This window comes from Sanguibacteroides sp. AM78-02pH3A (genome assembly GCF_027666085.1).
Taxonomy (GTDB): Bacteria; Bacteroidota; Bacteroidia; order Bacteroidales; family Marinifilaceae; genus Gabonibacter; species Gabonibacter massiliensis.
Genome location: NZ_JAQEHX010000001.1, coordinates 272,849 through 298,237, shown reverse-complemented (window position 1 = coordinate 298,237; position 25,389 = coordinate 272,849). Strand labels below are relative to the sequence as shown.

Annotated in this window: 21 protein-coding genes; 10 read left to right on the top strand and 11 right to left on the bottom strand. The window is 40.9% G+C overall.

Annotated features, from left to right (window positions below; all coding sequences use genetic code 11):
• The first annotated feature begins 78 nt into the window (after positions 1–78).
• Both PGR74_RS01270 and PGR74_RS01265 read left to right on the top strand, forming a co-directional pair.
• A complete protein-coding gene (locus tag PGR74_RS01270; RefSeq protein ID WP_235375081.1) occupies positions 79–2,322 on the top strand; it encodes a transglycosylase domain-containing protein in 2,244 nt (747 codons plus the stop codon).
• An 11-nt stretch (positions 2,323–2,333) separates the two neighbouring features.
• Entirely contained in the window at positions 2,334–2,603 is a 270-nt protein-coding gene (locus PGR74_RS01265) for a hypothetical protein (protein WP_041503820.1), read from the top strand.
• Here PGR74_RS01265 and PGR74_RS01260 read toward each other — a convergent pair.
• Together PGR74_RS01260 and PGR74_RS01255 are read right to left on the bottom strand one after the other, a co-directional pair.
• Positions 2,597–3,292 (bottom strand): response regulator transcription factor, encoded by a 696-nt coding sequence (locus tag PGR74_RS01260; protein WP_041503821.1) that lies wholly within the window; start codon positions 3,290–3,292, stop codon positions 2,597–2,599. The genes PGR74_RS01265 and PGR74_RS01260 overlap by 7 nt on opposite strands.
• A gap of 91 nt (positions 3,293–3,383) precedes the next feature.
• Positions 3,384–4,622 (bottom strand): sensor histidine kinase, encoded by a 1,239-nt coding sequence (locus PGR74_RS01255; RefSeq protein WP_270516617.1) that lies wholly within the window; start codon positions 4,620–4,622, stop codon positions 3,384–3,386.
• A gap of 144 nt (positions 4,623–4,766) precedes the next feature.
• Between PGR74_RS01255 and PGR74_RS01250 the strand changes: the two genes are divergently transcribed.
• From PGR74_RS01250 to PGR74_RS01230, 5 genes are read left to right on the top strand one after another with little or no spacing between them, the layout of a single operon-like run.
• Entirely contained in the window at positions 4,767–5,429 is a 663-nt protein-coding gene (locus PGR74_RS01250) for an ABC transporter ATP-binding protein (RefSeq protein ID WP_041504075.1), read from the top strand.
• Positions 5,426–6,652, top strand: coding sequence for an ABC transporter permease (locus PGR74_RS01245; protein WP_041503823.1), 1,227 nt, complete (start codon positions 5,426–5,428; stop codon positions 6,650–6,652). Before PGR74_RS01250 ends, PGR74_RS01245 begins: the two co-directional genes overlap by 4 nt.
• Positions 6,649–7,809 (top strand): ABC transporter permease, encoded by a 1,161-nt coding sequence (locus PGR74_RS01240; RefSeq protein WP_041503824.1) that lies wholly within the window; start codon positions 6,649–6,651, stop codon positions 7,807–7,809. Before PGR74_RS01245 ends, PGR74_RS01240 begins: the two co-directional genes overlap by 4 nt.
• Before the next feature lie 14 nt (positions 7,810–7,823).
• Positions 7,824–9,299 (top strand): TolC family protein, encoded by a 1,476-nt coding sequence (locus PGR74_RS01235; protein WP_041503825.1) that lies wholly within the window; start codon positions 7,824–7,826, stop codon positions 9,297–9,299.
• A 2-nt stretch (positions 9,300–9,301) separates the two neighbouring features.
• The gene (locus tag PGR74_RS01230) at positions 9,302–10,549 is read left to right on the top strand and encodes an efflux RND transporter periplasmic adaptor subunit (RefSeq protein ID WP_270516616.1); all 1,248 of its coding nucleotides are present in this window, start codon (positions 9,302–9,304) and stop codon (positions 10,547–10,549) included.
• Positions 10,550–10,846: 297 nt separating this feature from the next.
• Here the strand turns inward: PGR74_RS01230 and PGR74_RS01225 are convergent, their stop codons facing one another.
• The 4 genes from PGR74_RS01225 to PGR74_RS01210 form a co-directional block, all read right to left on the bottom strand.
• A complete protein-coding gene (locus PGR74_RS01225) occupies positions 10,847–11,980 on the bottom strand; it encodes a cation:proton antiporter domain-containing protein (RefSeq protein ID WP_041503827.1) in 1,134 nt (377 codons plus the stop codon).
• A 130-nt stretch (positions 11,981–12,110) separates the two neighbouring features.
• The gene (locus PGR74_RS01220) at positions 12,111–14,006 is read right to left on the bottom strand and encodes a hypothetical protein (protein WP_270516615.1); all 1,896 of its coding nucleotides are present in this window, start codon (positions 14,004–14,006) and stop codon (positions 12,111–12,113) included.
• Between the two features lie 21 nt (positions 14,007–14,027).
• Positions 14,028–15,017, bottom strand: coding sequence for an FAD:protein FMN transferase (locus PGR74_RS01215; protein ID WP_041503829.1), 990 nt, complete (start codon positions 15,015–15,017; stop codon positions 14,028–14,030).
• Positions 15,018–15,026: 9 nt separating this feature from the next.
• Positions 15,027–17,216: a patatin-like phospholipase family protein gene (locus PGR74_RS01210; RefSeq protein WP_041503830.1), complete on the bottom strand. Its 2,190-nt coding sequence runs from the start codon at positions 17,214–17,216 to the stop codon at positions 15,027–15,029.
• Between the two features lie 232 nt (positions 17,217–17,448).
• On the opposite strand from PGR74_RS01210, the gene PGR74_RS01205 reads away from it, so the two are divergent.
• Both PGR74_RS01205 and hydF read left to right on the top strand, forming a co-directional pair.
• Positions 17,449–18,600, top strand: coding sequence for a sigma-54-dependent transcriptional regulator (locus PGR74_RS01205; protein ID WP_270516614.1), 1,152 nt, complete (start codon positions 17,449–17,451; stop codon positions 18,598–18,600).
• Between the two features lie 6 nt (positions 18,601–18,606).
• The gene (gene hydF, locus PGR74_RS01200; protein ID WP_235375082.1) at positions 18,607–19,812 is read left to right on the top strand and encodes a [FeFe] hydrogenase H-cluster maturation GTPase HydF; all 1,206 of its coding nucleotides are present in this window, start codon (positions 18,607–18,609) and stop codon (positions 19,810–19,812) included.
• Between the two features lie 38 nt (positions 19,813–19,850).
• On the opposite strand, the gene PGR74_RS01195 is transcribed toward hydF, so the two are convergent.
• The 5 genes from PGR74_RS01195 to PGR74_RS01175 form a co-directional block, all read right to left on the bottom strand.
• The gene (locus tag PGR74_RS01195) at positions 19,851–20,741 is read right to left on the bottom strand and encodes an outer membrane beta-barrel protein (RefSeq protein ID WP_041503833.1); all 891 of its coding nucleotides are present in this window, start codon (positions 20,739–20,741) and stop codon (positions 19,851–19,853) included.
• 35 nt (positions 20,742–20,776) lie between these two features.
• Positions 20,777–21,706, bottom strand: a complete 930-nt coding sequence (locus PGR74_RS01190; RefSeq protein WP_270516613.1) for a hypothetical protein — start codon at positions 21,704–21,706, stop codon at positions 20,777–20,779.
• 10 nt (positions 21,707–21,716) lie between these two features.
• Positions 21,717–22,202, bottom strand: coding sequence for an RNA polymerase sigma factor (locus tag PGR74_RS01185; protein WP_041503835.1), 486 nt, complete (start codon positions 22,200–22,202; stop codon positions 21,717–21,719).
• Complete coding sequence (locus PGR74_RS01180) at positions 22,199–23,413, bottom strand: hypothetical protein (protein WP_041503836.1); 1,215 nt, start codon at positions 23,411–23,413, stop codon at positions 22,199–22,201. The genes PGR74_RS01185 and PGR74_RS01180 overlap by 4 nt, the downstream gene beginning before the upstream one ends.
• Before the next feature lie 234 nt (positions 23,414–23,647).
• Positions 23,648–24,577: a YitT family protein gene (locus PGR74_RS01175; RefSeq protein ID WP_041503837.1), complete on the bottom strand. Its 930-nt coding sequence runs from the start codon at positions 24,575–24,577 to the stop codon at positions 23,648–23,650.
• A gap of 269 nt (positions 24,578–24,846) precedes the next feature.
• On the opposite strand from PGR74_RS01175, the gene PGR74_RS01170 reads away from it, so the two are divergent.
• Entirely contained in the window at positions 24,847–25,389 is a 543-nt protein-coding gene (locus PGR74_RS01170; RefSeq protein WP_160289147.1) for a TetR/AcrR family transcriptional regulator, read from the top strand.

Here is a 25,389-nt window from a genome sequence, read left to right as displayed (position 1 = left end):
ACAACGCCACCCAAAAGAAAGAAAAGCAATTCAGCTCGTTTTCTCAAAAATATTTTTCTTGCCTTTCTATTTTGCGGAATGTTATTAGCTTTATTTATCTGTTGCGTCTATTTCGGAACGTGGGGAAAAATTCCGGATTACCGGGACTTACGAGCAATCCGAAATTACGAAGCTTCGTCGTTATATAGCGACGACGGAGAGTTATTAGGCAAATACTACATCGAAAACCGAACGAATGTCATGTTTGACAGCATATCCCCGTACGCGATCAATGCATTGATTGCCACGGAAGATGTTCGTTTTTACGAACATCACGGTTTTGATAAAATCAGCATGTTAAGGGTCGTCGTCAAAACTCTGCTATTGGGAGACCGCAGCTCGGGCGGGGGCAGCACCCTCAGTCAACAATTAGCCAAAAACCTATTCCCGAGAGACTCCAAAAGCCGTTTTATGCTTCCCGTCATCAAAGTCAAAGAGATTATTACGGCTCATCGCCTGGAAAAATTGTATTCAAAAGACGAAATACTGACTCTTTATTTGAACACCGTCTCTTTCGGAGAGGATAGTTTCGGTATTGAAAGTGCCGCTCAAAAATACTTTTCAACAACAGCAATGCATCTAACGCTCCCGGAAGCCGCAACATTGATCGGGATGTTAAAGGGACCCTCTTACTACAATCCCCGTCTCCATCCCGAAAGAGCCTTACAACGTCGCAACACGGTGATCAACCAGATGGTTAAATACGATTATCTTACTGAAGAAGAAGGAAATAATCTTAAGAAAGAAAAATTGGAACTGGAATACAGACCCATTAACCATTATTCCGGACCTGCCCCCTATTTACGGGAGCGTATCAGACAAGATGCGGCTCAAATCATCAAAAAATACAACGAGACATACGGAACCTCTTACGATCTTTACAAGGACGGTTTAACAATCACAACCACGTTAGACGCGGAGATGCAACGTTACGCCGAAGAAGCCGTTCTGCAACATATGAAAAACCTTCAAAATGATTTTTATACCCATTGGGGAAAGCAAGAGCCTTGGTACAAAGATAAATCGGTGCTGGACAATGCCATCCGACAAAGCGAAATATATCAATCCCTCCAACAACAGGGATTATCTGAAAAGGAGATTTTAAAAGAGATGGGTAAAAAGAGACCCACGATTATTTACAGTACATACCAGGGTGAAACGAAGATGGAGATCTCGCCGATCGATTCCATAAAACATTATTTAAAATTTCTGCATCCGGGAGTCATCGCCGTAGAACCGCGAAGCGGCAAAATCAAAGTATGGATAGGAGGATTGAACTTTAAGTATTTCCAGTATGATCAGGTACTCGCCCCACGGCAGGTAGGTTCCGTTTTCAAACCGGTCGTATATAGCGCAGCCGTCCATCAGGGGGCACAAATAGACGCTTACTATAAAAACGAACAAAAAAGTTACCCGGCCTACGGCAATTGGACACCCCGTAACTCCAATAATGAATACGGAGGTTTCTACACGTTAAAAGGAGCACTGAGCCAATCCATCAATACCATTGCCGTTGAAGTTCTGCTACAAACAGGTATGGAGAATACCATCCGGCATGCCCGCCGGCTCGGTATAACAAGTGATCTTCCCGCCGTCCCATCCATTGCACTCGGAACAGCGAATATCCCGCTTAACGAAATGATTTTGCCTTATATATGTTACGCGAACAACGGGACACGAGTCACTCCCTATTATTTACAAGAGATCAAAGACCGCGAAGGACGTCTTATTTACAAAGCCCCCGAACCGGAAAAGGAAGAAGTCATATCGGCAGAGGAAGCCCGGTTGATGTCCTATATGCTTTCGGACGTCATACGGGAAGGAACGGGAAGAAGACTAATTACAAACTACGGATTAAACCTAGCGATCGCCGGAAAAACAGGTACGACTCAAAATCAAGCGGACGGATGGTTTATCGGTTACAATCCGCGGATTGTCGTGGGTATCCGGGTCGGGGCCAACAACGCCCAAATTCACTTCAATTCTATCGCGTTAGGCCAGGGAGCGAATATGGCTCTGCCCATTTTCGGCTTGTTCATGCAAAAATGTCTGAAGAGCAATACATATGCCTATTGGGAAAAAACGAGTTTTCCCATGCCCGTATTGTATAAAAAAGAAGAACTTGAAAAGCCTATATTCAAAGATCACATGAACATCTTGGAAAGGATTGCCAATCAAAAAATTGAAAAAATAAAAAGAAACGATACGGTTACGCCCCAAAAGGAGAAAAAAGGATTTTTCCGACGCATCGGCAATTTGTTTAAAAAGAAAAATAAGAATTAATCCCCCGTCCCATGAAGAACAAAAATAAAATAACCACTCTTATCGCTCTCCTGGTTTTGATTATCGCTTTTAGTATCATATCCATGATTACCTCTCCGGCCGACATACGTTTCAGTTGGACCGGAATCAATCCTTGGAATACGGTAAAAGGCGTATTCTACATGTTCAATCGCTATATACGCGTAAACGCGTGGGTTAATTACTCCCTCACGGTACTCCTTATCGCTTACCTATGGTGGAGAATCTACGCTTTAGTCGGTCGGTTCAGAAGACGTCAATGACGTTTTTCCTTAACTGTCAAACGGTAACCGTCAGCATAATCGTTCTCTATCGCAACAAAAGAATCGACAGAAAGAATTTTCCTTAACGTTGAAATATAGCGTGCCAACTCCCGCTCTTTGGTGTCGTTATGTACCCCCCAAATATTCTCACACATCTCCTGTTTAGGGCATAATTCGTTCAAACGCATAGAGAGTAAACGCAATACCCGACTCTCGGTGGCCTTTAATTTATACTCCTCTCCGGATATGGACAACAGACGAGTCATATGGTCAAAGGTCGTCCGGGACGAAATGGCACATATACTTAATTCTTTCGATGATTTTTTATGCCTGGCATGTTCGATAGTCTTATTCAACCTGGCCCAGATCTCTTCCACGCGCATTCCTTTCACCAAATATTCATCTGCCCCTTCGTACAACGCATTATAATGATTCAAGGAGCTCAAAATAACAATAGGTACGACATCACCCCTTTCTCGAATCAATTTAATCAACTCGTACCCGTCTTTGCCGGGTAAGTCCATATCCAACACCAAAATATCCCAACCCGCACTCAGATAAACCTCCCAAGCTTCATCCCCATCCCGAACCGTATGTATTTCAAATCCCGCTTTTTCAAAAACCTCGGTATAAGCAACGGCCGCTACCAAATCATCTTCCGCGTACAACATTCTCCATCTCTTCTCCATAATTTTCCATTTAAACAGAATATTCCTGACAAAAATAGAAATTCTTTTTTATAAGAAGTGAAATTACTACAATCTTACTACAATTGCTTATTTACCATTCATTCAAATAAATACTGAACACGGATCCCTCTCCCGGTATACTCTCCAACCCCACTTTTCCCCCATGTGCTTTCACGATTTTCTTCACATAAGCCAATCCTAAACCAAAACCCTTTACCCGTCTTTTGCGATCCTCCCCTCGGTAATACTTCATGAACACTTTTTTCTGCCATTTTTTAGGTATTCCCTTTCCCTTATCCGAAACGGCGATCACGATTCCATTGCCTTTCACATAACATTGTACAGTAACATCGACGATTCCATCCGAATATTTTACCGCATTATCCAAAAGATTCCGAATGACACAAAACAGATGAACGGGGGAAGCGTAAATCATAGGAACGGGTATACGATAATCCAACTCCATACGCACCTCCTTCTTATTCCTGTTCGCCCATTGTTGCTCCTCTATCAACAAAGAGATTCCCTCCCTCAAATCGAACATTTTCTTTTCGATATCGGTATCGCAAATCTGACTCAAAGAACTTAATAAAGAGGTACTGGCTCGTCGCATATTGTTCATTTCCGACTCCATAAGGTCGTATTTTTTCCGTTCCCCTTCCGAAACAATCCCTTTCGTATTTTCCCGAAGTAACTCAAGTAAGGTACTCACGCTATTCAAAGGAGTATTAAAGTCATGAACAATCTGTTGCATCATTCCCTCCTGCAAAGAAACCAATTTTCTTTGCCGTCGATTCAGATAAACAATTCCAGCCAAAAGAAACAACAATAATAAAAACGAAATAAAAATACTTCCCAATTGTTGCCAAGAGCGCTCCCAAAACAGAGCCAAAGGCAGATCGAAATAGATCGTAAATACCTCCCCCTTTTTTGATAAAAAAACAGGAGTAGCTACCTTATTCGCCGTATTCTTTTTCTCATCGGGAAAAAATGATGTCAGCTCTCCCGTTAATTTTTTAGCCACATAATAAAATTCCACTCCCTTCAAATTTTCCGGCAATTCTTCTCTTACCAAACTATCCAAAGAAGAGAAAAAAAACGTTGCCTCCGTCTGCTCCGAATAACGACAAGCTTCAGTAGAAAGTTGTTTATTAACAATACAAACGAGTGAATCTATATTTTGCGTCAAAATATCCGTTACTTCTCCCCCCCAATGCAGTCTTTCGGCCCGATACAAACGGTGACAAATAATAATTTGATTTACCATAAGCAGAAGCAACATAACGAGTACGATTCCACCTATCGTTCCGAACAATTTTTTAATAACCATCCTACCCTTTTTAAAAATTTACTACACTCTTACTATATTGTTTTACCGGACTATCCGAAAAAATACCGCACATTTGTACCGGAGATAATCAATATCTCTCCCGGGACAAAGATAAAGAATAATAAATACACAAAAAATGAGGTTATGATCACTCTCGTCGATATTAATAAAATTTACAGGACCAAAGAGGTCGAAACGCAAGCCCTCGAAAACGTGAATCTTTCCATTGAAAAAGGGGAGTTCGTTTCCATTATGGGACCTTCCGGTTGCGGTAAGAGTACGTTATTGAATATTATCGGTTTACTTGATAATCCTACCTGCGGTCAATTGCTGATTGAAAAGGTGGAAACGACAGGGCTATCCGATAAGGTGAAAGCGAAACTCAGAAACCGAAAGTTGGGATTTGTTTTTCAAAATTTCCATCTGATCCAAGCTCTGAATGTGTTGGATAACGTCGAACTTCCCTTGCTTTATCGAAACGGTACGACCTCTTCGGAAAGACGAAAAAAGGCCATGGAAGTATTGGAAAAAGTCGGGTTATCCCATCGGTTAAAACATTTCCCTACCCAACTATCCGGAGGACAATGTCAACGGGTTGCCATCGCAAGAGCACTGATCGGCGGACCGGAAATTTTACTTGCCGATGAACCCACGGGCAATCTCGACAGTCAAATGGGGGCTGAAATCATAGATATACTTACACAATTAAACAAGGACGGGATGACTATCGTTATGGTTACCCACGATGAAAAGATCGCTCAAAAAACCAATCGCATTGTTCAATTCTCCGACGGTAAAATCATATGAAAAAGAAAATAACCCTATACCTGAAGTCGGCACTCTATAATATAGGACAAAACAAGGTCTATGCCTTATTTTGCATATTAGGTACGGCACTAACTTTTATTTTTGTAACGATCATATTGCAATTCGGAAATACCTTTCTCAATAACACGCCTCCGGGTGTCAATGTCGATCGTACCGTCATGGTCTCCTGCTGGAAAAAAGATCATCAAGGTCGATACCTGGGATATTTCACGAAAGAAGAGATCCCGAATATCATGAAACACGTGAAGGGGTACGAGACGTATTCTTTTACTCAGGGACAGCCGTTGAATCTTCTGATCAACGACCAGTTAAAATCAAACTATATAAACTATGTGAATCATGATTTTTGGAACATTTATCAATTTCAATTCATAGAAGGACGTCCTTTCACGGAAAAAGAACTCCAGACTCCCGTGGCAGTCATTACCGAGAGTTGCGCCAAACTCTATTTCAAAAACGGTTCTGCCCTAAATCAAACGATGGAAGCACAAGGGATAACTTACAAAGTCATCGGAGTTGTGAAAGATTTCTCTTTCATCGTCGTGAACCCGGTCGCCACGATCTGGGCTCCTTATACATTCAACCATTTTTGGCCTAACAGAACCCGATCTTATGACCTTTACATCATGTTTCCGCGGGAGATGCCGGAATCCCAAATGCGTAAAAACGTGGCCAACGCTTTTATTGCCTATAATAAAGAACGAAACCGGGAAATCGAAATCTACCCCGAAGATTTTAACACGGTACTAAACGGTAGAACAAACAGTAAAGGCATAACAGGCATGGATTATGAGCTTTACCTCATGATTCTTCTTCTATTGGTTATTCCGGCCGTAAACATCGTTACCCTTAACATCGCCAATACGGCAAACCGCTCGGAAGAAATCGGTATCAGAAGAGCCATGGGAGCCGGAAAAATGTCTGCTTTCCTACAAATCATGACTGAAAATATTCTTCTCGTGTTAACGGGAACACTATGGGGAGTATTGATCGTATACCCTATTTTCAATGCTATCAACAGCACTTTGTTGACGGCTTTCGTCTGTGAAGGAAGCATTCTGTTTCCTGAATTGAACATAAGCATCGTTCTATTTCAAGTATTACCCTTGTCCATCGTCTTTAGTTTTCTTGCCGGAGGCTTGCCGGCTTATATGGTTGCACAACGTAATATAGCGGAAACGCTGAAAGGAGGTAAAAAATGATCGCACATATCCTTAAATTAATCTGGAATCAAAGAAAGCACTACACGGGAATTTTCATCGAACAGGTTTTAGTTTTTATCATCCTGACTATCTGTATTCTTTCTTTTAGCGAAAAAGTCCGTCTCTACTTATCTCCCGGAAACTTAAATACGGAAAATACCATTATTTTTTGGTTGAACAACACAAACGATCACTCTCCCGAGGAGGTGGGCGAAAAGATACAAAGTCTTGTTTCGAAGATGAGACAAAAATATCCCTCCAGTATCATATCATACGGAGATTTAACCCCCTATTTAAACGGAGGACAATTCACAAAGAGAGACTCTGTCGTCGTGGACAATCGCAAAATACTCACCAAAATCTATAGGTCCGACAAAAACGGCCTGGCCGTCTATCAGCCTCAAATAGAAGAAGGAGAATGGTTTTCCGGTAATTTTCCGGAAGACGGAAGCCTACCTTTGATCGTTAGCCGGCAATTCTTGGAAGAGTCAGGTTTAAAGCATCCTATCGGGAAAAAAATCCAGTACGGTAACTATACCTATACCGTCACAGGAGTCATTTCCGGGATTAAAAACAATCCATTTACCCCTTCGACCCCTACAATCGTTTTGCCGATAAACGATAAACAAGATGCAAGCTTTGGCGGATTCGATGTTAAAATCATAGATAGCGATATCGATACATACGTTCAGGATTTATATAAAGAGTTTCGGAAAGAGTTTCCAGATCCTCTTGACACCCCGACAATAGACCGGATCGAACAATGGAAAATAGGTGAAATATTAGAAACGATCATATCGGTCTCGTTACAGGCTATTCCGACCCTTTTTCTTTTGGTCTTTGCCTTTATCGGCACTTTCGGCCTGTTTTGGGTCCATTCCCGAAAACGAAAATCCGAATACGCACTACGCATGGCGATAGGATCCACTCGTTTCCGAATGATCTATCTCGTAATCATGGAAAGCTTGGTTATCACTTGTTTGGCTATGTTACCCGGTTTAATCCTCTTCTGTTATATCTCGGATTTTACCCCGGGCAATTTGTTCACCATGGGAATCACGGTATGCATCATGTTAACGTTTGCCCTATTCAGTGCTTGGTATCCGGCCTATACGGTGAGCCAAATAAATCCCGCGGAAACCTTACACTATGAATAACAACATCTGATACTATGAAAACAATATGGACCGTATTATTCGGTTTTCTTTGTCTCTCTTCCATGGGACAAAAGGAAACCAAGGTAATCTCTTTATCCGAAGCCATAGAGTTAGCCAAAAGCCAATCTACTGATGCTATGATTGTTAGAAACCGTTTTCAGGCTGCATACTGGCAATACCGGAATTTTAAAGCAGATCTATTACCTAATATCATGCTGAAAGGTACTTTTCCGAGTTTTAACCGTACTTTATCGAGTTACTTAAAAGAAGACGGCAGTCAGACCTTTATTTCCAACAATTCCCTGTCCGAGCAGCTCTCGTTGTCTATTTCTCAGAATATTCCATTGACCGGAGGGCGTATCTCCCTTCAATCCGAATTAGAGAGAGTAGATCAATTAGACGGAGAAAAAAAGACCACTTATATGAGTATTCCCATCAGTATCTCTTTAAATCAACCCCTGATCTCTTCTCATCCGTTAAAATGGGATAAACGCATTGAACCGGAAAGATTCAAACAGGCCAAACAACAATTCGCGGTAGAGATGGAAAAGGTAGCGATTCAAGCAATCAATCATTATTTCAATCTTTTGTTAGCCTTAATAAACGTGGATATTGCCCAACAAAATCAGGAACACTCCTCTAAATTAGTAAAGATTGCCTCAAGTAAAAAAAACATGGGGCTTATTTCGGATAACGAACTATTGCAATTAAAACTGAATCAGCTGAATGCTTCCTCCGCATTGATACAGACCCAGCAGGAGTATGAACAAAAAATGTTCGCTCTTCGCAACTACCTCGGCTATAACGAACAAATCGATATTAAACCGGAAATTCCTGCCGCATGTCCAGATATCGAGATTTCCATAGAACGAGTAATGGAAATAGCAAATAAAAATAATCCATTCCGTTATGATATTGTTTGCCGATTATTGGAGGCCAAGCAACAAATAGCCCAAGCAAAAGCCGAAAGCGGTTTTCAGGCAGACATATACGCGACAATCGGATATACTGGAAGCAATACGACTTTTAAAAGAACGTATCAAAATCTCCAAAACCGGGAAGCTGTCAGTTTAGGGATCAGCATCCCCATTCTAAACTGGGGAAAACGAAAAGGCAAAATCGAATTGGCTCGCTCCCGGGAAGAGATTACGAAAAACGAGGTACAGCAATCAAGACTGAATTTCGAACAAAACGTAATTACCATCGTCAGGCAATACCAGGAACAAAGACGACTAAATGAAATTGTCCAGTTGGCAGATACCATAGCCCAGCAACGCTATAAAACAGCATACGAAACCTTCGTGATGGGACAAATAAGCGTATTGGACATTAACGCGGCACAAGTAGAAAGGGATAATGCCAAACGCAATTACATCCATCAACTATCCTCTTCGTGGACTCAATTTTATACCCTCAGGCAATTGACCCTTTTTGATTTTGAATTAAATAAAGACATTATCTACGACGAATTTAAAACCTTAAATTTCTAATCATGGACAGAGCGATTTCACCCGAAATAAAAAAACAACGAAAACAGAAACTGATACTACAGATCGCCGTAATCTCCTTTTTTACCGGGATAGGCTTTTATTCTCTGATGTATTTGTTTCAACCCGGCATTGCAGCTAAAAATATACGGATATATGCCGTCGATAAAGGCCCCTTAGAGATATCGGTCTATGCCGTCGGAAAAATAGTCTCTCAAGAAGAACAGGTTATTACCTCCCCCGTGTCTTCCAAAATTCTGGAAGTATATAAAAAAGCGGGAGAAAAGGTAACAAAGGGTGAAGCCTTGCTAAAACTCGATCTGGAAACCATAAAAACAGAATACGAAACCAAACAGGAAGAGCTTCAAATGAAAAGAAACAAATTGGAACTCCAGAAAGCTACTCTTGAAAACCAACTCTCTGAAATGCAAATGCAGATTGCAATTGACGAGATGCAGCTCAAACGATCGGAGGTAATGTTGTACAACGAAAAATACTTGGACAGTATAGGGGCCAGCACCGCCGACAAAGTCCGACAGACGGAATTAGACTATAAAGTCAAGCAGATGCAGTTAGAACAATTCAAACGTAAATTCGCCAATCAACAACGGACTTCGGAAGCCGAGATCAAATCTTTGGAGTTAGACTATAAAATTGCCCGAAAAAACATCGATCTGATGTTTAAGACCTTGGGCGAAGCCCAAATACGAGCACCGCATTCCGCCACCTTAACCTGGATCAATGATCAGGTCGGTTCTTCCGTCAATCAAGGTTCGGACGTAGCCATCATTTCCGATCTTACCCGCTTCAAAATAGAAGCCGAAATAGCCGACGGATATGCCGATAAAATCAATTCAGGAAATCGGGTCACCGTAAAAATAGGAAGCGATAAACTCTCCGGTACCGTAAGCAATGTTACTCCATCCGTAAAAAACGGCATGATCAAATTCTCCGTTTTACTCGCGGAAAACAATCATCCTAAACTACGTTCCGGCCTAAAGGTAGATACCTATGTTACCCATGCTCTCAAAGAAGAGGTTCTGCGGATCGGAAACGGGTCGTACTATACAGGTCCGGGAGAATACGATTTATGGATTGTTTCAGAGGGTAAAGCAATCAAAAAGAAAGTGATATTGGGAGAAGGCAGTTTCGAACAAATCGAAGTCATCAACGGTCTGGCAACCGGAGACCGAGTCATCGTATCGGATATGTCCCGTTACCAAAACGATAAAAAAATCCGCATCAAAAACTGACAATCCAATAATTCAGAGATTAAACGATTAGATGATTGAGTGATTGATTTTGAATCACAGAATCTGCAATTAATTTATGATTTACGATTTATGATTAAAACTCCAATATTGCCATCTTTAAATCGTAAATCACTAAATCACAAAATCCCTATATTGTTATTCTCTAACCTCATAAGCTCTTTTTTATAGCACACTGTACCCATCTATATCATCTGAAAGTAATTTATGATTTATAATTAACATTCAGATATTGCTATCTTTAAATCTAAAATCGTAAATCTACAATTTAAAATCAATTCATTCTCTAACCCCATACACTCTCTGGGATAGATATTTTACCGCCACGACAAAGAACCCCGTCAATACAAGATTCAATACCAAACTGAGAATAGAGATAATCAACGCCGGTCCGCCCAATTGATAGCCCATAGCAATAACGATGATCCCGGCACCGACCTCTCCCCGGGTAAACATTCCCACGGAAAGAGCCAAACGTTCCAGTATATTCCGGTCACGATAGAAAAACAAGGGAAACATCTTTCCCAGGTTGGAAAGGAAAGTAACAACGACTACATGAAAAATCAGCACTCCCCAACCCGGCATAGCCTCTCCGCCCGTATCCAATCCTATGAACAACGGCGTACTCAACCCCACCAAAAACATAAAAAGATAAGAGATAAAACTGGAAACTCGCACCTCGATAACAGAGGTGTGATGTACGGCCTTCATTACCATACCTAACACAAAAGCCGGTAATAGAACCTCGATATGAATGGCTCCATCCTGTCCCATCAAATACTTCGTCAGCAAATAGATACTCTCAAAAGCGGCCACAATACAAACGGAATAAATCACGATCGCCCTCCAGGATTGTGGAATATCCAAAGAACTCAACTTCTTCCAGCCGAAAATCAACAGAAGACAAACGACCAATATGATAACAAACAATTGCCATCTAAAACCGATCATCAATATCTGTAAAGGAATCATCAACAATATGGTATCCAAATCGTCGAAAATAGCCAATACCTGTGTCTTCTTGTAAATCCATTCTTGTTTTAGCCCGGCAGCCGCTAACATAGTAAACAAAATTCCGGCAGAAGTCGGAGCTGCAAATCGACTGATCAATAAATTTTTATCCCAGGACAAACCGGAATCAAGAAAAAAGATATAATAGATAGCAATAAAAATCCAGGGAACAGCAGCCGTAGCCATCGCAATAAAATAATCGGCAGTATAAGATTTCCATCTGGTTTTATCTAACTCGAACTCCCTTCCAACATTGATCATGATAAAAGCAAGGCATATAAACATGAGCCATTTGGAAACTCCTGATACTATCCCATATGTCGCCCCCATCGTCGGAGGTAACACCTGGGAAAGCAGTAAACCACACAACAAAAAAACAGAAAACAAAAAAACTTTCTTCATCCGGTCAATATATTACATAATTCCTCTTAACCCACGCGAAGATAATGAAATCCTCCACGTAAGCTGATAATTTAAAAACAGTAGAGCCTGAAAATATAAATAACAAATATTGATAAAACTTAAACATTAGCTATTCATACTTAATAGTCTCCGGTTTAGATATACGGTAATCGAAAAATCCGGTTCTACGTCGACTGGAAATATCTACATCAAAAGAGTGAAAACCGGGTGGAACTTTAGGATAATAGGTTAAACGAATACTCACATTTTTAAATATCAGATTATCGTTCCGCAAATTCACACTAACCCCGACTGCCCAATAAGTCTGAGCTTTCAAAATGGATTTATTTCCCTCTGCCAAAGCGCCGGCATCGACGAAACCGGTAAGCGAAGCACGGAATCCCCGCTTGATATAAGGCAAAAAAAGCGTTGCCGACAAAGAACCGGAAAGCCTTTGATTTCCTCTTAACGTATCGGTATCAAAACCTGTAATCTTACTATCCTCGAAATAGATGTAATCATCGTTGCTGCGCTTGATTCCTTTCACATACTCCATACTGCTGTAAAAACGCAGACGGTGTTTGGACAAATGATATAAACGACTGAAATAACTGGCTCCTAATTTAAAAACTCCACTTTCAAAATCGTACCCGTCCATAAAAGATCCCAAAGCCGCATGAAACGCGTAAAAACGATTCGTGTATTTATTAAACCAGGAATAATACCACTCCGTCCCTATATAACCGTTTTTTGTAAAATCGCCTCTCTCGTATCCGTAAAGCAATGCTCCATACAAACCGGAAGGAATATCCTCCGTCCGACCGAAATCATAAATCAGATTAGCTTTAAAATATTTCAATTTCATAAAAGCGATTGCCCCGATAAAAGTATTTCGGTTATAATAGTAAGAATTCGAATCGCTGGTCACAATCGGTCGATTGACAAATTGCGTCCCCATATATCGACCGGTCAAATAAAGATTACGAGTAAAACTGTATTTTTCTCCCAAATAAAAAGATCTCCCCACCCATGTATCGAATAAACGATAATTGAACAACTCCACAGGCTTCGTAATATCTCGGTCTACCAAAGTCGACGAAGAGTATACCCGACTATAACCGACACCTCCCGCCCACTTTGTGCGAGAGGTTTGAAAAGATCTATTCAAAGAGAGGGTCAACATATCCCGGACATAAGTATTCTCATAACTGCCATAAAAATCCACCCGGGTAGAAAACAAATTATCAACCTGATACTCGATAAGGTTACCCCAACGTTGTTCTTTCCGCCCCCGATAGCTGGCCCGATAATGTACCTGATGTCCCCTTCTAAATAAATTTTTACTCTCTATACCGATATCCGCCGCATTTAAAAAATTACTCCAAACCTCTCCCGTCCAAGAAAATTCATCTTTACAGATAACCAACAAATCCACCTCATCGGTATTTCCCGGTATCTCCTCTATCTCGATTAAAACGTCGTCGATATTAGAAAGACGTTTTAATAAAACTTCATTCTCTACTAACTCGAAAGGATCTACCGTCATGCCCGGTTTTACGGTCAACTGTTTCTTCACGATCCATTCCGAAGTTTTCTGGTGTACATTATTACCCATCATACGCAACCAATCCAAACTATCCCGTTCATATATCGTGTCCCTGACACTCGTCCCGAATGGCGGAAGAATCTTAACATCAATCTCCCGAATTTTTTTTCCCCTGTACTTCTTATACCGATCCTCGCTATTTTCCGATTGTACAACATCGATATTATATTTTTTGGGATTAACAAAAATCATTTTATACAACTCTTTCGTCCATTTCCAACGATAAGCCGCATTCTTTATTTTCGTATATTCGTAGCGAAGCGTATCCCGGATCAGACTATCCGGTTGAAACACACCGCTCTCCGCGATTGTATCCCGCCAAATCTTATTCTCCACACGAACATTTTCCGACGAAGGTTGTGCATGACCTTGCCCCACGACCGCTACACACGCTAACACCAAAATCAGAATCTTAACCATTACTCCTTTTTCTCTGAAAATTTACTCCGAGACGATCAATTTTTTAAACCCATCGGACATCCACACTCCTTGTTTTCCCTTGTCGTCCAAATATACGAAACAAGCTTCCAATTCTGTGTCTTTTTCTATGATTTTTTGAGCTTTTTCTTTCCCTATAACCATAAAAGCCGTAGCATAAGCATCCGCCTCCATACAGGTGGGAGCATACACGGAAGAACTCAATATATCCCGTTGAACCGGATAACCCGTTTTCGGATTGATCGTGTGGGCGTATTTTTTCCCGTCTACCACATAAAAGTTTCTATAATTGCCAGAGGTTGCCAAAGCTCCCTTCTCTATGGCGACCACAGCCTGCAATTCCCTCGTGGAAGCACTCACATCATCCACGGGTTTGTCTATTCCTATCCTCCAGGCACGCTTCTTACTGCTTATTCCCCGTACCCGGATTTCACCTCCGATATCGACCATGTAATTCTTTACTCCTTTTTTATCTAAAAAATCGGCCACCAAATCGACCCCTAATCCTTTAGCGATAGAACTTGCATCAAGCTGTACCCCCTCTATGGCCTTGATAAGCCGCATACCATTCAAAGTCAATTTATCCATTCCGATATATTGCAATAAAGAATCCACTTTCTCTGCCGAAGGCAAACGCTCATTCTTAAATCCAAATCCCCAAGCATTGGATAACGGAGCCACGGTAATATCAAAGGCTCCTTCCGTCGCATCATACACTTTTTGAGCTTGAATAAACATCCTGACAAAGAGCGAATCGACCCGATCGCTTTCTTCGCGATTGATCTTCGCAATCACGGAACGAGGGTTAAACATAGAAAGAGAATAATTTACCCGTTCCATCTCTTTTATGATAACAGTATCGTAATTCAGCACACTCTCGTAAGAGATAGAATAATAAGTCCCGTATATTTTCCCCTCCATAAATTTGTATTCCTGATGACGACAACCGACGACAACCAACAGGAATCCGACAATCAATATCCAGTTCCTCATTTTATTCCATTAAAAATAATATCCTAAACTAAAGTAAAAACCTAATTTTTTCGTCCAGTTTGACAGACTAAAAGTGACATCTATAGGTCCCACGATGCTGTCATAAGAATAACCGGCCCCGCCACCCCATATATCATCACCACTCAAAATATCAAAGAAATTATCTTTTTGCTTGGCATAATTTCCAATCAAAGAAACATAATGATTCATTCCCAAACGATACCTGAAATGCAATTTAGCCACGACAAGCGAATTTTCGAATTGCTCCAAGTTTTGTATTCCATAAAAAGGCAATTGCTGTGCGACATATCTTCCGGCAACTTCTCCCCCCATGGCATTCATATAGGGATAAGCAACATTCTTTCCTATCAAAATCCGACCATAAATAGAAGGTAACATCTTTACCCGTCGAGTAATTGAAATAACCGAAGTAAAATCAAACCCCAAAGCGGAGAAAGGAGTCCCGCCATTATAATTCACAAAATTATCCGTGTAAAAAGAGTAATCCACCTTTAAAGAACTCCCTCTCGTGGGATAATAGCGCTTATCAAAAGTCTCGACGTGAGCCAGCCCGTAATAAATGAAAAATCCTTCCGGTTCCACGTTTATGTTATGCTCCCGATCCGCGTACAAAAAGGCGTCATAATCAAAATATTCATACCGCAAACCCAGTTGAAACTTTAAATTCTTAAAATAGATATCCGAAATGCTCAAATCTCCCCGATGAAACGTATAAGTTATATTATCTGCTTTCTTTCCTTTTACATATATGTTCAAATCATTGTATTTAAACATATAGGAAATATTAAAACGCCTTAAAAAAGTATTCCCTAAAGAGTAATCCAATTGTACGTACGGGTTTTTACTCAGCCGACCGGTTAAAGAGAGACGAGAGCCTCGCAAGGTCCGGTGGCTGATGGTCGTATTCAATAAAATAGCCGCCATCTCTTCCGTATCGAAACGGAATCCGAGATTCAACGAACTCATGGATTTTTCCTTTAGAATCAATTCCAAATTATAATTGGGAGCATCGGTTATACGGTAACTGACATGAGCGAACGCTCCCGTCCCGTATAACTCGGCAATAGCCTGATGTATATCACACGTAGTAATACGGGTATAATTTTTCAATCGTATTTTTCTCTTCAGCCATTTTTCATCCCGTTCATCAATACCTTTAATGACAATCCGATTCACCCAAATCGTATCGCTTTCAAGTAATTTATTCTCTATCTCTTTTTCCTCCTTTGCCTCTTCCCCTATTCCTATCTCTTTCTTCAAAGCAATCAACTCATCCCACTGACTTCTGGCAACCCGTTCCCCGCGCATGATCAACGTATCGATAGCCTCCCGGGAAAAACTCGCCGCCGAATAAGGAGCCACATCCGGTTTTATATACACGTTCAATAACTTCTTGTTCTCCTCGTACTTTTGAATCCCCAAAAAAGAGGTCATTTGATCGATAATACCCGTTACGGATTCCAACCCTTCAGCATCCCTCAACTCGGCTTGTACATCCACTCCTATCAAAATATCAGCCCCCATTTGCTTAGCCAAATCTGCCGGAAAATTATTGGAGATTCCACCGTCAACCAATACCATACCATTTTTAAGTACCGGGGCAAAAACACCGGGAATAGCCATACTTGCCCGCATAGATAAGGGCAAACTACCTCTATCCAGTACAACCTCCTTACCGTCCACCAAATTACTGGCTACACAGGCAAAAGGGATCGGCAACCGGTCAAAATTCAACGAATCATGGTAACCGATCGTCAAATCGGAAAAAAGATTATAAATATTTTGTCCGCTAATAAAACCAGAAGGCATTTTTATCTCCCGGTTATTGTTAATCGGGATCGAAATCAAATATTTTTCATTTACCTCCTTCTCAGAAAAAGGCAAATTATAACGATATACCTTATCACTCAATAAAAAAATCCAATCTTGCTTCCGTACCAAACTATCCATGATATGAGCATCATACCCGATGGCATACAAAGCTCCCACGATAGCCCCCATACTCGTTCCCGCAATATAATCTATCGGTATCCCGGCCTCTTCCAACACTTTCAGTACCCCAATATGAGCCACACCTTTAGCACCGCCTCCACTCAATACCAAACCCACCTTTTTACGTTGGGCATTCCCATCCATTACAACAAAAAAAACGATAAGCAACAATAACAATCGTCTCATACAAACATTTTTAATTCAGCCTTCCATTACCCCTCCGTTCAATCTTCCCAAATGTAGTTATTTCTCCTGAATTCACCATCGTACCCGGTTAAAAAACATTCCATCACTCATAAATTAAATCTACCTGTAAATATTTATCCTTACATTTTTACAATAAAATAAAAAGGCTTTTACCGGCGATTCGTTTTATTTCGTTATTTTTGCCAAGACTGTGGAAAAAATAAGGAAAAATATGACAAAAATATTGGTAATTGATGACGAACGTAGCATTCGGAATTCAATGAAAGACATATTACTGTATGAAGGACATGAAGTTCTTTTGGCAGAAAACGGCATGGAAGGACTGGTAACCGTGAAATCGGAAAAACCGGACATCGTTTTTTGTGATATTAAGATGCCGAAGATGGAAGGGATTGAGGTTTTGGAACGCATCAAGGAATTTTCCGTCGATACCCCCGTTATCATGATCTCCGGACACGGTACGATAGACACAGCCATCGAGGCGATTAAAAAAGGCGCTTATGATTTTATCGAGAAACCTTTGGATCTGAACCGTCTACTGATCACGATCAAAAACGCGACCGACAAGCATCAGCTTATACACGAAACCAAAACGCTGAAAAATAAAGTCAGTAAAAAATACGAGATGATCGGAAATTCCGAAGCTCTCAATCATGTTCGCTCGATGATCGAGAAAGTAGCCGTTTCGGATGCACGGATTTTAATTACCGGTCCGAACGGTTCCGGAAAAGAACTGGTCGCCCGTCAACTCCATGAACTCAGTAATCGCCGGAATAACGCCTTTGTCGAAGTCAACTGTGCCGCAATTCCCTCCGAACTGATCGAAAGCGAATTATTCGGACACGAAAAAGGAGCCTTCACTTCTGCCATAAAACAGAAAAAGGGAAAGTTTGAACTTGCTAACGAGGGAACCCTGTTCCTGGACGAAATAGGTGATATGGGCTTAAGTGCCCAGGCAAAAGTACTACGTGCCCTGCAAGAACAAAAGATCACACGGGTCGGAGGAGACACGGATATCAATGTGGATGTACGGGTGATTGCCGCTACCAATAAGAATCTGAAGCAGGAAATTGAAAAAGGAAATTTCCGGGAAGACCTGTACCACCGCCTCAGTGTCATTATCATAGACGTTCCGCCGTTGAACCAAAGAATCGAAGATATCGAGCCCTTAACCAATTATTTTATCAGTGAGATCTGTTCGGAAATGGGTATTGCCACCAAAACGCTTACCCCGGATGCCATAAAAGCCTTAAAAGGATGCGATTGGACGGGTAATATCCGGGAACTACGCAATGTCGTAGAACGTTTGATCATTTTATGCGGTCAGACCATTACCAAAGAAGATGTTGAGATGTATAGGTAATAAAACATGATGGGAAAAGAAAATAAACTACATATCGTCCTGTTAGGACGCAGAAATAATGGGAAAAGTTCTCTCATTAACCTGTTAACGGGACAAGAGATAGCTATTGTTTCTGAAATTGCAGGAACCACAACCGATACGGTTAAAAGAAGTTATGAAATTCCGGATTTCGCCTCCGTTATTTTTATGGATACGGCAGGAATTGACGATTCCGGAGAACTCGGAAAAAAAAGAGTAGAAAAAACCCGAAACGCGATTACTCAAGCCGATATCGCCATAGTCGTAATCGCCCATAACCGATTCGGACAGGAAGAAGAGTCGTTAATCAACGATTTACAAAAGTTAGAAATACCTTTTATCGTTCTCCATAACAAAAGTGATGAAGAATCCCTGCTTCCCGCACTTGAAAACAAATTAGTAAAAGCATATCGCTGCCCTGTTATTGATTTTTCGACGCTTTCCCGGCAAAATCATCGCGTTATCGAAGCTTTGAAAGAGGTGTGGAAAAGTCAACAACAAGGACCGGAATCTTTAATCGGGGATTTACTCTCCCCCGGAGATGTCGTTTTATTGATAACACCTATCGACTCCGAAGCTCCGGCCGGGCGTTTAATCTTACCGCAAGTACAAATGATCCGGGATATCTTGGATAACCACTGTACAAGCATTGTTTTACAACCCGAGGAGATTGCCACTTTTCTACAAAAAACAGGGATACGTCCCAGATTAGCCATCGCAGACAGCCAGGTTTTTAAAAAAGTAGCAGCCATCGTACCCGAAGAGATACCCCTGACCAGTTTCAGTATAGTCTTGGCCCGGCATAAGGGGCAATTCGAAGCTTACTTGCAAGGAACGGGACAAATTGAGAATCTGAAAGAAGGAGACCGCATACTCATGCTGGAATCCTGTTCTCACCATGTCTCCTGCGAGGATATCGGACGCCATAAAATCCCGCACTGGCTACAAACCTATACCGGTAAAACATTTACCTTTGATTTTATCGCGGGATTGGATAACATCGCTCGGCCGGTCACGGACTACGCCATGGTCATCCAATGCGGAGGATGTATGATTACCGGTAAACAATTAAAAAACAGACTTCAACCCGCCATCGACGCTGGAATACCGGTCAGTAATTACGGCATGACCATCGCCTACCTGCACGGTATCTTTAACCGGGCCATAGAGGTATTTAAAAAATCGGGAAATTGAAAAACTTCCCGATTTTTAATATGAAAGAATCGCTACAATTATAATATAAAACCAAATCCGATGGAATACGGATGAACCCCGGGAGCCGTAGAGGTATTAAACAAATGAGTCAAAGTATAACCGCCCCAGAGACTGATCCCCCGGAAACCCATTCTCAACACATAGTCCACCTTAACCGGAGCCATTCCGTAACTTCCCGAATCTTTTCGTATCCGTTTATTTCCCTTATCGCTTTTATAAACGATTTTAGTCTTGGAGTGAAGCCGAAGTCCCCCCATAAATCCGGTAGACACGTAAAATATATTTTTATTTTTCAGACGATATTGATACTCCATCAGGATAGGCAAGGTCAAGTATAAAATTTTAAATGTACTTCTCTTGGGACGATCGATTCCTAACTCCGATAGAGGAAGGGGTTGTAACTGCCCCATTTCATCCTTATGCAGGGTAATGTTACGGTCAAAACGCAAGCGCTGGTACTCTAAACCCAAACCGGTAACAAAACCGAAATTCAAATTCACCGGCAATGAAAACTGAGAAAGATTAAATTGCATCGTAAATGAATTAGCCCAATCCAACGTCAGAAAACGATCCCCTCCGTATTCGGAATAATCGGTATTCCCAAAATTTACAAACCCGAAATAAAACCCTCTCCAATGCCCGGTAAAACGAGAATTGTCATTTTGATTATCATCAAACATCTCTATTTCATAGGTCGTTCCAAAGACCCGAACACTCTCTTTGGGACGCCTTACGAGTGTATCCCAAACGATCATCTCCTCCTCTTTCCCGATCGAATCTTTGGATTGACTTCTCTCTTTAACCGAATCTCTCTTATGCCAAGAATCACGTATCACAACGGAATCTTTTTGAGCAGAAGCCGTAATACACTCCAACAAAAACACACAGACAATAATTATCAGTTTCATAATTCAAATTTTTATCTTATTTATAATCGTGTTATCTACCACAAAACATACTCTTTCCGATCCTTATTCTTGAAACGTTCCTTCCAGTCTTTTCCCGCCCGAATCAAGTTAGTCAGAAAATTATCCTCAATTTTCAAATCCGATGTCAACGCGTAGTCTTTTTTGTCCTGTTCTGCAATTTGATCGAAGGTAATCCCAGGTTTCATAGCCTGCAAATCCGCCTTAGGGATCAAAATGATCTCCCGGCCAATAGCTATATCTCCATCAGCCGGAATTGTCGACATGGCCACAATCCGCTGAACAGTTTGTATCGGTTTATCGACAGATGGAGGGGTCCGTTTCTGCAAATACCGGACGGGAACCGTCGCTTCGGGCTTTGCCAAGGAACTATCTTTAAGTATAGCCGGTATTGCGGGCGCTTTATGCGCAATTTCTCTACTCTCCAAACGAGCAACAATCGGAGAAGAGTGACTTTCTCCCGCTTTATCCTCTCCCATCCAATAAAATATAATCCCGAACAGAATCAATACAAGGGCAGCAACACCCCCGTAACGCACCACTCCGTACAGCCACCCGGACCACCGGTATAAATTTCTCTTTTCCGGATAACGAATAGAGAGATCCGGAATCATTTTTAATCGAGAATAAACAGCCGCTACCTCACGAAACTTCTCTTCACCCATCTCCTTCTCAACCCTTTTCCGTTCATCCTCAGTTAAAACATTCTCGGAAACAGCAATAGCATAATAATCCATCCTCCCGTTCCGATTCTCTTGTTTCAAGGCAGATTTTTTCTCCCATTTTAACAAAGGAGGTGTTAATCTTACCTGTTCTATTCCCTCCATCTGCTCGCGTAAGTCCGGGTGCCTGAACAAAAAATCGTCCAATTCTTCTTGTAATGCCTCCGGCAATAGGCCCTCCAGGTAGTCAATAAAGTAACTCTCGTAATTCTCTTTTGTTATCATATCTCCCTCCTTAAATTACCAAATCAGGTCTACGGATAAACTCTTTCATATAAGCTCTGGCTCGAAATATATATACTTTCACCTGCGTCTCGTTCAATCCCGTAATCTCCGCAATCTCTTGATAAGAATAGGATTCGTAATCCCGCAATAACACCACCGTCTTTTGTATGGTAGGTAGTTTCGCCAACGCCGAATCCAATACATCCTGTAAATCGGGCGGATTATTACTCTCTTCCGAAAACCGACTACCGATCTCTTCAATATCGCCATATTTATATTCTCGCCGAAGAAGGTCTATCATTCGGTGGTAAGCCGTAGTATAAAGAAACGATTTCGCCTTACTCTTTTCAATCACAGATAGCATTTCCCATAATTTCAGGAAACTGTCCTGCACGATATCCTGCGCCATCTCCTTCGAACGACATGCCTTATAAAGAAAACGGAACAAACCATCCGAAATATCATCTACCGATCGATTATACTCTACTCTTGTCATTTCATCTTCATTTCAGGTATACCGCTTCCCCACAAATCAATCTGCTTTATCATTCGCCAGCGAAAATATTCCGGTTTCTCTCCTTTTCTGAAAAGTAATACACCTTCATTATTAGCATTCACATCGCTATATTTTCCCAAGATCAATTTTATCCCGTTCTTTAACTCCACCCAAGTGTATTCATAATTTTTCGGCTCAATCTTTTTCACATAACGAAAAGGCAACGCGTAAACCGTATTCCCATTCCTTCCTTCCAATAATTCAAAATCCATCGCTTCGTCCAAATCATACACCAAAATCCCCTCTATTATCCTACCGTTACGATCTTTTACACTTCCTCTCAATCGAACAGGTTCCGAGAAATCCTCATATTCCATTTGTTTTATATCTTCCAAAGCAACCGTTTCGAAAGAGACAAAATCAGGCCACTCCACGCGTACTTGTCCTACAGATGCCATATTGATAAAAATTCCCCTATTTTCATCATTCACATCACTTTCCCCCCACATACTTATCTCCCTGCCGCTTTTTAAACTTACGACACTTACCGAACCCGTTTTTCGAACAGACACGACATTGGAAAAAGCGACTCTTGCGCCATACTCTCCAATCAACCCGCTAATAGTCTGTCTTAAAGAATTTTTATCTCTATTCCACCGGACGATTCCCTTAAATTTTCCGTATGGGGTCGTTACAATACCGGCAATAGGCACATCCCGGGGAGCCGAAAAATCTTCCGGAGCCGCATAGAATTTAATTTCACTTATCAATTCCCAAGAAAGAATCTCGAACTCTCCGTTCTTTTTCTCAATCCCGATATCCTCTCCTATATCGTGAAACGAACCTTTTCGTAACTCGATGATATTTCCATTTTTTATTTGCAATTCAATTCGATCGTTAGCTGTCGGACGAATACTTTTTATATTACCAAAACGGCAAGAGAAAATATGAATCCCCGGCTCTGCATGGACCTCGTTTTTTAATAAAACAGAATCTTTTCCTCTAAAATAAGAGGTATACGGATTATTTATTTTCATGGCCGTGAATAAATCCACCCAGTATAAGTTACTTTTCCCCCAAGAAATATATCCCACAACCTTTCTATTGGTTACCGTGGTAACCTCCCCGAATATTCTCACCTCATTCACTCCGGCCCGTATCCCTTGCCACATACAGACGAATAATACGATCAATACTCCTGATTTCATCATACGCTTTATTTTAATTCAATCCTATGACGAACAAATATCGTGAATAGTTACAAGCAAAAAATAATTTTAACTAAAACAAAATCCGTACAGGAGTGATCCGATCATTTATACCAGACACAACAAGCCTCCAAAACGGATTATCCGGAACGCACGAGATGGACCTAAATAAAAGAAACGTCGTTTTTCCATAAAAAACGACGTTTCTATACTGATTCGTACTTTTTTACAAAAACTTTACGACTCGGAATTCAATTTCTTAAATCCTTTTCCCAATATCTCTTTCGCATCCAGAATCGTCACAAAAGCATTCGGATCGATTTGGTAAATAGCCCGTTGCAGAGTCGCCATTTCACGACGGTTAACCATAGTCATGATCATCTCTTTTTCCGTCCGGTTATACATGCCCTGAATCGGAACGATCGATCCCCCGCGTTTGATATCCGTCAAAATAAAATGACGGATATCTTCTACTTTATCCGATATAATAAAAAAGGTCTTTTCATTCGCAAATCCTTGCAACACGACGTCTATCGTTTTACCCATCAGAAATATAGCTAACCAAGAATACATCGGTACCTTCCAATCCTGAAACATCAGGAAACCGAACACGACAATACAGGAGTCCACGGTCATCTGAAGTTGCCCTAACGGCTGATGCGTCCACTTGTGCAATATATTCGAAAGCACATCCGTACCCCCGCTCGAGGCCCTGGTTTTCAATATCATTCCCACTCCTACTCCCATAACGACACCGCCGAAAATACAAGCTAACAGAACCTCATCTCCCAATTTAAACGGATCCAACAATCCGTTAACCGGAATAGGCTCTCCCATCAACGTCAAAAGTATAGCCGGTATACTGTCGGCAAATACAGCCACCAAAATAAAACAGACAAACGTTTTAACACCAAATTGCGGTCCTAAAACTTTCATCCCCAACAGACTCAACGGCAGATTAAAACAGAGTGCCGCCATACCGATCGGGAATCCCCACATATGCTGCAATACGATGGTAATACCGTATATTCCCCCCGGGACAATCTTGTAAGGAGCCATAAAACAACTGTATCCCAATGCCAAAACAAATGCTCCGCCGACTAACAAAGCATACGTTTTAAACCATTCTTTCGTGAAAGGTTTTTCTTTCATCAACGAAAATGCCATTCGAATTTTTAATTTAATTATACTACTACAAACATCACGGCCTGTAAAAAACAGCGCCTTCTAAATCAGGCCGCGAATATAGGAGGCGAAATTCTACAAAAACATGACTTTTGTCATACCTTGTAAGGAAATTATCTCAAATAGAAAAATAATATTTCCCCATTTTTTTTATTTATATCTTCAAAAAAAGAGCTATAATTGCACACATTATCAAAAGTGTGTATTAATTGAGATCGAGATTAAAAATAACTCAAGCAAGAATCATCGACGTGGCACAGAAGTTGTTCGCAGAATTAAGTTTTTATCGAACAACAATGAAAGATATTGCAAGTGCCGCTAAGATCAGTCGCCGCACGCTATACACTTATTACAAGTGCAAAGAGGATATTTTCAATCAGATTGTCAATCAAAAAATAGAAATGATTCATCAAAAGTTGATAAAGGCAACAGCAACGGCCTTGCCAGCCGATAAAAGACTAAAGTTATATATTAAAGAAAGATTTCATTTGATCGCCGAATTAATGTGTAATAGTGAATACATCAAAAAAACATTTTTATATAACAACAGTCGAATTGAAATTTTAAGGAAAAATATAGATGCAAAGGAGCTGGAATTATTAGAAGATATTTTTAAGGAAGGGGTTCAAAGTGAAATTTTTAACGTTAGCGATTCGAAAACATTTGCCGCTTTTTTACAACCCGTTCTTAAAAGTCTCGAATTCGGTTTTATCCGAAGATATGAACATGAACCTATAGATCGGATTATTAATGAATATACTCGTATTCTATTTTACGGTATCATAAAGAAATAA